Here is an 11,417-nt window from a genome sequence, read left to right as displayed (position 1 = left end):
GTGCAGCGGCTGGGTGGCGAAGTGCAGTCCAGCCGCGAGGTCGCGGTGTTTTTGAAGGCCGATGTCGATGCCTCGGCGGCGAAGGCGCTGGCTGAAACCCTGCGCGCGCGCGGCGACGTGGCCTCGGTTGCATTGGTCACGCCGGAACAGGCGCTGCGTGACCTGCGCGGGCGCGAGGACATCGCCGCCGCCATCGATGCACTCGGCGAGGACGCGGCGCGCGCGGCCCTGCCCAGCGTGCTGCGGGTGGTGCCGAAGGGCGATGAAGCGCAGCTCGCGGCATCGTTGAAGGCGATGCCGCAGGCCGAGCGCGTGCAGCACGATGCCCTCTGGCGGCAGCGGTTGGACGCATGGCTGGGCTTCGGCGCGCGTGCGGTGCTGGTGCTGGCGGTGCTGCTTGGTCTTGGCGCGCTGCTGGTGGTCGGCAATACCGTACGCATGGATATCCAGTCGCGGCGCGAGGAAATCGGCGTGCTGCAATTGCTGGGTGCCAGCGATGGCTTCGTGCGTCGTCCCTTCCTCTATCTCGGCGTGTGGTACGGGCTGGCCGCAGGCGCGCTGGCGCTGGGCGTGCTGACGCTGGCATGGATGGCGCTGCGTGCGCCGCTGGCCGCACTTGCCGCCGGCTACGGCAGCGGGTTCACCCTGCACGGGCTTGCACCGCTGCCGGCGCTTTGCGTGCTGGCCGCTGCCGGCCTGCTGGGCTGGCTGGGCGCGGGTATCGCGGTTGGTCATCATCTGCGCCAGAACCGCGCGGTGGAACACTGACATGGCAGCCCAGCACGAGCTTCGCCATGTGGTCAGCGACGCGCCAAGGGTGATGGTGGTCGATGGCAGCAAGCTGGTGCGCAAGCTGATCGGCGACACCTTGTTGAAGGAACTGCCCGGTACCGAGGTGATCGGCTGCGCCGGCATCGCCGAGGCGCGCGCGATCCTCGCCGAAGGCGCGGTTGATCTGGTGACCACCGCACTGGTATTGCCCGATGGCGATGGCCTTGCGCTGGCGCGCAGCGTGCGCGAAGCGGCGGCGCAGGCCTACGTGCCGGTGATCGTGGTCTCCGGCAATGCGCAGGAAGCACTGGAATCACGCGCCTTCACCGAGGATGTCACCGACTACTTCGACAAGGCGCTCGGCCACGGCGCGCTGGCGGCCTTCATTCGCGGCTATGTGCAGCCCGCGCCGATCGAAGGCGCGCGCGTGCTGTACGTCGAGGACAGCAAGGTGGTTGCGATGGCGACCCGGCGCATGCTGGAACGGCAGAACCTGCAGGTGCTGCACGTCATCAGCGCCGAGGACGCGCTGGAACACCTGCACAAATACGTGGGCCGCAGCGATGGCGATGTTGGCTGCGACCTGCTGCTCACCGATGTTTATCTGAAGGGCATCCTCAGCGGGCGCGAATTGCTCAACCAGGTGCGCGACGTGTTCCGCTACGGCAAGCGCCGCCTGCCGGTGCTGGTGATGACGGGCGATGACAATCGCGACAACCAGGCCGCGCTGCTGCGCGAAGGCGCGAACGATCTGGTGCTGAAACCCATCGAGGAACGCTTGCTGGTCACCAAGGTGCTGTTCCAGTTGCGACTGGCGAAATTGCCGGAGCCGGGGAAGCGCGCATGAGCAGGATAGTGCAGGCCTGTGCATCGGGGCGTGCGCAACCAAGCGAGTATCGGGGAGCGACTTGCGCATGCCCCGGTGCGCAGGCTGCGAAGGCATGACGGACGTCCGCATCGAACCGACGTGGAAAGCCCGCGTCGGCGACTGGTTCGCGCGCGAGGACATGCAGCAGCTGTCCGCCTTCCTGCGCCAGCGCAAGGCCGCAGGCGCAACGATTTATCCGCCCGGTGCGCAAATCTTTTCCGCCTTCGATGCCACCCCGTTCGATGCGGTGAAGATCGTCATCCTCGGGCAGGATCCCTACCACGGGCCGGGACAGGCGCATGGCCTGTGTTTCTCGGTGCTGCCGGGCGTGCCGGTGCCGCCGTCGCTGGACAACATCTACAAGGAACTGGCGCAGGATATCGGTTTCCAGCGCCCCGGCCACGGCTGCCTGCTGCCGTGGGCGCAGCGCGGCGTGCTGTTGCTCAACAGCGTGCTGACGGTGGAAGCGGGTACGCCCGGCGCGCATCAGGGCAAGGGCTGGGAAGGCTTCACCGACCATGTGGTCGATGTGCTGGGCCGCGAGCGCGAACATCTGGTGTTCCTGCTCTGGGGCAGCTACGCGCAGAAGAAAGGCGCGGTCATCGACACCCGCCGCCATCGCGTGTTGAAGGCGCCGCATCCCTCGCCGCTGTCGGCGCATCGCGGCTTCCTTGGTTGCAAGCATTTCTCGCAGGCCAACGACTATCTTGTGCGCAACGGGCAGTCGCCGGTGGACTGGTCGCTGCCGCCGGGTGCAGCATTGCAGCTGTGATGACCGTTGCGCTGCCCGCAGGAGTTGAATCGTGAATGCCGCCGCCGTGCATCGTGACTGGAGCGCCGCCGCGATCGCGAAGATCGAGGCCGATTTCAACCGCTCCGCCGACACCCACCTGATCCCGATGGCGCTGCCGGGGTTTCCCGGCATCGACCTGTATTTCAAGGACGAATCCAGCCACCCCACCGGCAGCTTGAAGCATCGGCTGGCGCGCTCGCTGTTCCTGTACGCACTGGCGAATGGCTGGCTGCGCGCGGATGCGCCGGTGATCGAAGCCTCCAGCGGTTCCACCGCCGTTTCAGAAGCCTATTTCGCACGCTTGCTGGGCCTGCCCTTCATCGCGGTGATGCCGGCATCGACCTCGCCGGAAAAGATCGCCGCCATCGAGTTCCAGGGCGGGCGCTGCCATCTGGTCGAAAGCGCCTGCTCGATCAACAGCGAATCGGCGCGGCTTGCGCGGGAAACCGGCGGCCACTTCATGGATCAGTTCACCTACGCCGAACGCGCGACGGACTGGCGCGCGAACAACAACATCGCCGAGTCGATCTTCCGGCAGATGGCGGAAGAACCGCACCCGGTGCCGGAGTGGATCGTGTGCAGCGCCGGCACCGGCGGCACCAGCGCCACCCTTGGCCGCTATGTGCGCTACCGCCGCCATCCCACCCGCGTGCTGTGCGCCGACCCGCAAACTTCGGTGTTCTTCGACTACTACCGCGACGCCTGCGCCGGCTGCGCCGATCCGGCGATGGCGCTGGCCCACGGCTCGCGCATCGAAGGCATCGGCAGGCCGCGGGTGGAACCCAGCTTCATCCCCAGCTGCGTGGATGCGATGGTGCGGGTGCCGGACGACCTCAGCCTTGCGGCGATGCGCCATGTCAGTGCGGCGCTTGGCCGGCGCGTGGGTGGCTCCACCGGCACCAATTTCGTCGGCGTGCTGCGCGCCGCGCAGGTGATGCGTGCTGCCGGGCGCAGCGGCTCCATCGTCACCATCCTGTGCGACAGCGGCGAACGCTATGCCCACAGCTACTACGACCCGGCCTGGTACGCGCGCAGCGGCATCGAGGTCGAATCCGCCGACTACGTCATCGCTAGGGCCGTAGCCGGCGGGGTACTGCCGCCAATGCCCGAATGCGGCGATCTGGCCGGCTGAGCGCCCGTCCCGCCCGCCGGCCCTTGTCCCGGCCCGCCGCCGTCCCCAGATGATGGTTGAAAGGCCGCTGGCCTGATGGGGATGGGGCGCTCCGGCGTTCCATGAATGGAACAAGAGTGAACCAATGGCACGGTTAGCAGTCAAAGATGGTGACTGCTAAACTCGCCCGCATGAGAGAGGTTTCGATGTCCCAGGCACTCGTCGCCCACAACCTGCCGATCCCGACCATCGGATCGCTGGAAGCCTATATCGGTGCGGTTCACCAGATCCCGGTGCTGTCCGTGGAGGACGAGCAGCGGCTGGCCCATCGCCTGCGCGAGGACAACGACATCGCCGCCGCGCAGGAGCTGATCCTGTCGCACCTGCGCTTCGTGGTACACGTGGCCCGTGGCTACAGCGGCTACGGCCTGCCGCTGGGCGATTTGATCCAGGAAGGCAACATCGGCCTGATGAAGGCGGTCAAGCGCTTCGACCCGGCGGTCGGCGTGCGCCTTGTCAGCTTCGCGGTGCATTGGATTCGTGCGGAGATGCACGACTTCATCATCAAGAATTGGCGCATCGTGAAGGTCGCCACCACCAAGGCGCAGCGCAAGCTGTTCTTCAACCTGCGCAAGAGCAAGACCCGCCTGGGCTGGCTCAACGCCGAGGAAGTCAGCGCGGTGGCGAAGGACTTGAACGTGTCCGAGCGCGAAGTGCTGGAAATGGAATCGCGCCTGTCGGGCCGCGACATCGGGTTCGATGCCCCGGACGATGCCGACGACGACCACGCCCCGCCCGCGCCGGTGAACTATCTGGTCGCCCACGAGGCCGACCCGGCCGCCGCCTACGAATCCGCCGACAGCGAAGCCGACCAGCTGGAAATCCTGCGCGACGGCATGGCCAGGCTGGATGAGCGCAGCCGCGACATCATCAAGCGCCGCTGGCTGGACGCCGACAGCAAGATCACCCTGCAGGAACTGGCCGACGAATACGGCGTTTCCGCCGAACGCATCCGCCAGATCGAAGCCAACGCGCTGAAGAAGATGAAGGCGCTGTTCGCGGCGTAAGCGGTTTCGACATCACACAACAAGCAACGGCCCGGAGCGCTCCGGGCCGTTGCCTTTTCTGCCAGTGGAAGTTCAGGCAGGATTCCGCGTCCTTCACGGCAATGAGCTGCCCCGCATGGCGTTGACACTCGAACACTGGATGCTGCTGGGCACCTGGGCCTCCCCCATCGTGACCACACTCGGCTTCCTTCTGATCCGCAGCCAGCTGCAAAGCGACCGGGATTCACTGGAAACCCAGACCAGCTGGAACATCTACAGCGTCAGCGGCACCATCCTGCAGATCTTCATCGAGAATCCCGAGTGCCGCCCGTACTTCTACGACGGCGTCGCCTGCCCCGGGGATGAGCCCTTTCGCAGCAAGATCCTGGCCATCAACGAACTGATCTGCGACCACATGGAAAACATCATCCTGCACCGGCGTGCGCTGGATGATGAGACCTTCCACGTGTGGGAGCTCTACATGCAAGGCCTGTACAACCGCAGCCCGGTGATGCGCGAGTTCCTGGCCCCGGAAAACGAGGGCTATCGCTATTCGAAACAAATGCTGGCGCTGCTGGAAAGCGGTGCGCGCACGCAAGGGAAGGTCTGAACAGATGGCGATTGTCCGTCACTCCCGCGAAGGCGGGAGTCCAAGGACGTTGATGTTCAATGGGTTAACGTCCATGGATCCCCGCCTTCGCGGGGATGACGAGCAACGCCAAAGCTTCCCGAGTGGGCGTGCGCGAAGGGCACCTGCGGCATCCGCGCGCGGCGGAAGCGATCACGCCGCAGGAAACCGCATGATGGTGATGGGCCGGCCCAGATAGCGGTCTGCTTCCATCACCTGCCAGCCCAGCCGCTGGTACAGGTCCGCCCGATCAAACGTGTACAGGTACAGCGGCCGTGCAATCGGCCGGGCGTAGTCCATCATGCATTGCACCAATTTGCCGCCAATCCCGCGCCGGCGCCATTGCGGCTGCACCAGGACATTGGCCAGCCACGGCCCCAGCGCTGGGCGGATCGGCAGGTCGTGCGGCACGATGCTGGCAATCCCCGCCACTTCCCCGTCAACCCGCGCGGCAAAGAATTTCGGCATCTGCACTGTCGGGTTCAATGCCAGTTCGATGTCGCGGCGGTTTGCCTGCCACGTTTCGTCCGATTCGAAACGCGCCCACGCATCAAAAATCCAGCGTGCAGCAAGCCCGGCTTCCTGCATGTCGCGCAATTCGGAAATCTCGATGCCGGTTGTCATGGCGGAAGTCGGCGCTGTTGTGGCATGGCGGGAGCACCAAATCTAACCGAGTGCCGTGCATTCGCATTGTTCCCGCGCCCGCCCGCGATGCAGGGTAGGCCGAAGCAGGCGCACGTGCCGGTCGCAATGGACGGTTACAGTGGCAAGAGCCGGGCCGAAGCCGACGGCCGGGGGCAGATGAAGGCGCTCCCGCGGTCTGGTGCCACGGTTCGCAAGTGCATGCCGATGGCATTTCCAGCCTGCGCCCCTCGTGCGTCTAAGGTGTACGTGACCTGCCAGGAATCCGCCATGCGCCAACCCGCCCAGCCGTGCATCCGCAACGCGAAGCGTCCTGTCTTTCCGCGCAGCGTGAGGCGGGCCTGTGCCCTGGCGCTTGCGCTGGCCGGCATCGCTGCGAGCCTGCATGCCGGCGCGGGTGAAACGGACGCCATGTCCGATCCGTACCTGTGGCTGGAGGACGTGGGCGGCGAGAAGGCGCTGGGCTGGGTGCGTGCGCAGAACGCGAAGACCGAAGCCGAGCTTGCGGCCACGCCTGCGTTCAAGCAGCTGGAAGCAAGCCTGCTGGCGATCTACGACTCCAGCGAGCGCATCCCGCAGGTCGTCAAGCTGGGCGACTTCTATTACGACCTCTGGCGCGACAGCGAGAACCCGCGCGGGCTGTGGCGGCGCACCACGCTGGACGAATACCGCAAGCCACAGCCGCGCTGGGAAGCGGTGCTTGATCTGGACGCGCTGAACCGGGCCGAGGGCGAGAACTGGGTCTTCCACGACGCCGACTGCCTGCGCCCGGACTACACGCGCTGCCTGATCGCGCTCTCGCGCGGCGGTGCCGATGCCGACGTGACCCGCGAGTTCGACCTGACCACGAAGACGTGGGTGGAAGGCGGCTTCTTCCGGCCCGAGGCCAAGGGCGCGCTGTCGTGGATCGATCGCGACACGGTCTATGTGTCCACCGATTTTGGCGAAGGCTCGCTCACCGCGGCGGGGTATCCGCGCATCGTCAAGCGCTGGAAGCGCGGCACGCCGATGGCATCGGCGGAGGTGGTGTTCGAGGCACGCGCCGAAGACATGGGCGTGTCCGCATCGCATGACGACACGCCGGGCTTCGAGCGCGACTTCATCTCCCGCAGCCTGGACTTCTTCAACAATGAGCTGTACCTGCTCGATGCCGCAGGCAAGGCGCACAAGATCGACGCGCCGGACACCGCCGCCAAGAGCCTGCGCCGCGAGTGGTTGTTGCTGCGGCTGCGCGATCCGTGGACGGTGGGCGGCACCACCTATCCGGGCGGGGCGTTGCTGGCGGCGAAGCTCGACGATTTCCTGGCCGGTGCGCGCCGGTTCGAGGTGCTGTTCGAGCCGACCGAAACCACCTCGCTTGCGGTCGTGACCCACACGCGCAACCACCTTGTGCTGGAGGTGCGCGACGACGTGAAGACCCGGCTGAGCATCTTCACCCCGACCGCAAACGGCTGGGTGCGCAGCGCTTTTCCGGGCGTGCCGGAGATCGCTTCCGTCAATGTCAGGGCAGTGAGCGCGGATTCGGATGCGGTCTGGCTGACCGTGAACAACTATCTGACCCCGACCACGCTGAAGCTGGCCGAGATCGGCAAGCCTGCGGACACCTTCGAAACCCTGAAGCAACTGCCGGCGTTTTTCGATGCTTCGAAACACGTGGTGGAGCAGCACTTTGCCACGTCGAAGGACGGCACCCGCGTGCCGTACTTCCTCGTCCGCCCGAAGGACATCGCCTTTGATGGTTCCTCGCCCACCTTGCTGTACGGCTATGGCGGCTTCGGGATTTCGCAGTCGCCCGCTTACAACGCCGGCATCGGCAAGGGCTGGCTGAACGGGCCTGATGGAAGCGGCGGCGGCGCGTATGCCGTGGCCAATATCCGGGGTGGTGGCGAGTACGGGCCGCACTGGCACCAGGCCGCGCAGAAGGCGAACCGGCACAAGGCCTATGAAGACTTTGCCGCAGTCGCGCAGGACCTGATCGCCCGCAAGATCACCTCGCCGCGCCGGCTTGGCATTTCCGGAGTCAGCAATGGCGGGCTGCTGATGGGCAACATGCTCACGCAATATCCGGAGCTGTTCGGCGCGGTGGTGATCCAGGTGCCGCTGCTGGACATGCGCCGCTACAGCAAGCTGCTGGCGGGTGCTTCGTGGATGTCCGAATACGGCGATCCGGACAAGCCGGAGGAATGGGCCTTCATCAAGACCTTCTCGCCCTATCACCTGTTCGATCCGGCGAAGGATTACCCGCCAACGCTGCTGCTCAGTTCTACCCGCGACGATCGCGTGCATCCGGGGCATGCGCGCAAGATGGCGGCGAAGATGGAGGATGCGGGAAAGGATGTGCGCTACTACGAGAACACCGAAGGTGGCCACGGCGGCGCGGCGGACAGCCGGCAGCAGGCGCACATGGACGCACTGTACCTGAGCTTCCTCTGGCGGGAACTGACGAAATGAACACCCGGCGTACGCCATCACGCGGTCACGGGAGCGCAGGCCGATGACGCCATCCGACCTGCCGCCACGCGACAACGATGCCGATACAGGTGTCGATGGCGATGCGCTGCCGCATGCAAGCCGCGTGACCGAGTTGTTCCAGGCGCACAACGCGGCGCTGATCGGCTTTCTGCAAAGCAAGCTGGATTCGCTGGCGGAAGCACAGGACGTGGCGCAGGAAGCCTACGTGCGCCTGCTGCGGCTGGAAAACCCGGAACAGGTGAGCTTCCTGCGCGCCTACCTGTTCCAGATCGCCACCAACCTTGCCATCGACCGCCTGCGCGGACGCACGGTGCGCAAGCAGGCACCGGTGCAGGACCTGTTCGAGCAGTGGTTGGAAACACCGCAACCGGATCGCTTCGCGCTGGGCACGGAGCGTCTGCGCGTGCTCAGGCAAGCGCTGCGCGAGTTGCCGCCCAAATGCAGCCGCGCCTTTGTCATGCACTTCATCGAAAACCGGGGATTCGACGAGATCGCCGCGCACATGAAGCTCAGCGAACGGATGGTGCGTTACCACGTTGCGCGCGCACTGGCGCATTGCCGCGCGCGCATCGACATGGAGGAGAACTGAATCATGGATACGTCAATGCACGGGCCTGCGGACGAACCGCTGCTGCTGGCGGCATCGCAATGGTGGCTGCGCCTGCGCGAGGCCTCCGCCAAGGATGCCGATGCCGTCACCGGGCAGTGGCTGGAATGGAGCGCCGCCGACCCCGCCCACGCCGAGGCGTTCGGGCGCGTGGCCGAACTGGCTGCGCAGGTGCGCACGCTGGATGGCACGGCACGCAGCGCGCTGGCTGCGGAGTTTGCGCCGCGCGCGAAAGCACCCGTGCGCCGGCACTGGGTCGGGTTTGCAGCCGCCGCCGCGCTGGTGCTGGCACTGGCCGGCAGTGTGCTGTTCAGGCCGGAACCGGTGGCGGAGCAACGCTTCGCAAGCCAGGTGGCCGAGAACCGCGAGCTGCGCCTGGACGATGGCTCGCAAGTGGCGCTTGGCGGTGCGTCGGTGATCGTTGCGCGCTTTGGCCGCGACCGGCGCGACATCGAACTGGAAGCGGGCGAAGCCTTCTTCCAGGTCGCGCATGACACGCAGCGCCCGTTCGTGGTGTCCAGCGGGCGGCTGTCGGTGCGTGCAGTGGGCACCGCCTTCAACGTGCGCCGCGATGGCGAGCGCGTACGCATCGACGTGGCCGAAGGCAGGGTGCGCATCGCCGGCAGCGGCGAGGGTGCCGATGCCGAAGCGATCGAGGCCGTGGCCGGCCAGCAGGTGGCCTATGACCCGGATGCGCACGGGATGCGAGTACGCAACATCGATCCGGCACGGGTCGGAACATGGCGCGCGTTGCAGCTGGAGTTCGTCAACGAGCCGTTGGCTTCGGTGGTCAACACCATCAACCGCTACCGGCTGCGCCCGTTGCGGATCGAGGACACGGCGGTGGGCGCGCTGTCGTTCACCGGCACGGTGCAGCTCGACAATCTGGACGGCTGGCTGGGCGCGCTGCCGCATGTGTTCCCGGTGCGCGTCGTGGACGGCAAGGACGCCGTGGTGCTGGTGGCGCATGCCGGGGCGGAGAACCAGGCGCGGCAGTAGTCGCGCATTCCAATCCCGGCACCGAGACATTGCAAAAATCGGGCACTTGCCCGTCAAGGCTCCAAGAACGCGGGCAAAAAGCGCCCGTATCAGCAAACGCCCACCGGAAAACAACAAAGGGGATCGTTCCATGCAACGCTGTCTGGCTTCGGCAATACGACTGGTTCTGGCGGGCGCGCTTCTGGCGCCTGCCGCGACACTCCACGCGCAGACGCCATCGGCGGCTTCTGCGGCAACGGCGGACTTCGCCATCGAGGCGCAACCCCTGTCCACCGCGCTGATCGCCTTCGGCCAGCAGGCGCGGGTGCAGGTGGTGACGGCGGGTGCCAACCTGGAAGGCCTGCGCAGCAAGGGCATCAGCGGCAGGATGTCGCCGGAGCAGGCGCTGCGCCGCCTGCTGCAGGGCACCGGTTTCACCGGCTTCTTCAGCGATGCCGGCACCGTGGTGGTGCGCAGGCAGGCCGCGGCCACGCCAGCGGCGGCAAAGCGGGCAGATCAGGCGCAGGCCGGCGAGCCTGCATCCGATGCGCCGGCTGCCGACGAGGCACCGGCGGTTATCGAGAAGGTCACCGTGCTGGGCTCGCTGATCCCGCGCTCGCAGGTCGAGACCGCCAGCCCGGTCGTCGTCATCACCGCCGAGGACATCAAGGCGCATGGCTTCAACAACGTGGCCGACGCCCTGCAGCAGTCCAGCCTCAGCACCGGCGCGGTGCAGAACACCGCGCAGCGCAGCGGCGACGTATGGGGTGCCAAGACCGTCAGCCTGTTCGGCCTGTCGCCCAGCTACACCAAGTTCCTGATCGACGGCAGGCCGATGCCGGCGTTCTCGCCCATCGCAGGCGGCACCGACACCTCCGAACTCATCACCAACCTGACCGGCATCCCGATCGACCTGGTCGAGCGCATCGAGATCCTGCCGGGCGCGCAATCCTCGCTGTACGGTTCGGACGCCATCGCCGGCGTGGTCAACATCGTATTGAAGAAGGACGTGGATGCCGCCACGGTCACCGCGCGCTACGGCGTGTACACCGAGGGCGGTGGCGCGGAGCGCGCGTTCAGCGCGATCGGCGCGTTCAACCGAGGCGATTTCCACCTGATGGCGGGTGCGCAATACAGCCGGCAGGAGCCGGTGTGGAGCAACCAGCGCAAGCTGACCGCGCGCACGGCCGGCGGCGTGCCGGACCTGCACATCTACGCGATGGACCTGTTCACCGGCGAATTCCCGATCCTCGACCCGGCCACGCCGCAGTGTTCGAACATGTCGGAGCTGTGGGGCGGCGGCATGCAGGCCGTCGTGGATCCCGTCACCGGCTTCAACTACTGCGGCTCGCCCAACATCGTCCGCATCCTCACCACGCGCAGCGAACTGGGCAACGTCAGCCTGCGCGCGAGCTACGACTTCGGCCCCGACACCCAGCTCTACGCCGACGTGCAGTACAACCGGCAGACGCAGTCGATCCATTCGCCGCAGTTCTGGTAC

Annotated in this window: 11 protein-coding genes; 10 read left to right on the top strand and 1 reads right to left on the bottom strand. The window is 66.5% G+C overall.

The annotated features are described in order from the left end of the window. The 6 genes from QM612_RS09425 to QM612_RS09400 all read left to right on the top strand — a co-directional run. Positions 1-768, top strand: a 768-nt coding sequence (locus QM612_RS09425) for a cell division protein FtsX (protein ID WP_415253640.1), incomplete at its 5' end; no start/stop codon positions are given. Between the two features lies 1 nt (position 769). Continuing rightward, complete coding sequence (locus QM612_RS09420; RefSeq protein WP_415253639.1) at positions 770-1,618, top strand: response regulator; 849 nt, start codon at positions 770-772, stop codon at positions 1,616-1,618. 94 nt (positions 1,619-1,712) lie between these two features. After that, a complete protein-coding gene (ung, locus tag QM612_RS09415) occupies positions 1,713-2,411 on the top strand; it encodes a uracil-DNA glycosylase (RefSeq protein ID WP_415253638.1) in 699 nt (232 codons plus the stop codon). Between the two features lie 31 nt (positions 2,412-2,442). After that, positions 2,443-3,564 carry a PLP-dependent cysteine synthase family protein gene (locus QM612_RS09410; RefSeq protein ID WP_415253637.1) on the top strand — a complete coding sequence of 374 codons (1,122 nt, stop codon included), beginning with the start codon at positions 2,443-2,445 and terminating at the stop codon, positions 3,562-3,564. Positions 3,565-3,749: 185 nt separating this feature from the next. Continuing rightward, positions 3,750-4,610 (top strand): RNA polymerase sigma factor RpoH, encoded by an 861-nt coding sequence (gene rpoH / locus QM612_RS09405; RefSeq protein WP_415253636.1) that lies wholly within the window; start codon positions 3,750-3,752, stop codon positions 4,608-4,610. 139 nt (positions 4,611-4,749) lie between these two features. Next, complete coding sequence (locus QM612_RS09400; RefSeq protein WP_415253635.1) at positions 4,750-5,199, top strand: hypothetical protein; 450 nt, start codon at positions 4,750-4,752, stop codon at positions 5,197-5,199. Between the two features lie 171 nt (positions 5,200-5,370). Here the strand turns inward: QM612_RS09400 and QM612_RS09395 are convergent, their stop codons facing one another. Further along, positions 5,371-5,841, bottom strand: coding sequence for a GNAT family N-acetyltransferase (locus QM612_RS09395; RefSeq protein WP_415253634.1), 471 nt, complete (start codon positions 5,839-5,841; stop codon positions 5,371-5,373). Positions 5,842-6,129: 288 nt separating this feature from the next. Here QM612_RS09395 and QM612_RS09390 point away from each other — a divergent pair, with 288 nt between their 5' ends. The 4 genes from QM612_RS09390 to QM612_RS09375 form a co-directional block, all read left to right on the top strand. Then, positions 6,130-8,310, top strand: coding sequence for a prolyl oligopeptidase family serine peptidase (locus QM612_RS09390; protein WP_415253633.1), 2,181 nt, complete (start codon positions 6,130-6,132; stop codon positions 8,308-8,310). Between the two features lie 43 nt (positions 8,311-8,353). Continuing rightward, positions 8,354-8,920 carry an RNA polymerase sigma factor gene (locus QM612_RS09385; protein ID WP_415253632.1) on the top strand — a complete coding sequence of 189 codons (567 nt, stop codon included), beginning with the start codon at positions 8,354-8,356 and terminating at the stop codon, positions 8,918-8,920. A 3-nt stretch (positions 8,921-8,923) separates the two neighbouring features. Then, positions 8,924-9,937 carry a FecR family protein gene (locus tag QM612_RS09380; protein ID WP_415253631.1) on the top strand — a complete coding sequence of 338 codons (1,014 nt, stop codon included), beginning with the start codon at positions 8,924-8,926 and terminating at the stop codon, positions 9,935-9,937. A gap of 130 nt (positions 9,938-10,067) precedes the next feature. After that, positions 10,068-11,417, top strand: a 1,350-nt coding sequence (locus QM612_RS09375) for a TonB-dependent receptor plug domain-containing protein (RefSeq protein ID WP_415253630.1), incomplete at its 3' end; no start/stop codon positions are given.

This window comes from Thermomonas sp. (assembly GCF_047606765.1).
GTDB lineage: Bacteria > Pseudomonadota > Gammaproteobacteria > Xanthomonadales > Xanthomonadaceae > Thermomonas.
This window is presented reverse-complemented; position numbering and strand designations above follow the sequence as displayed.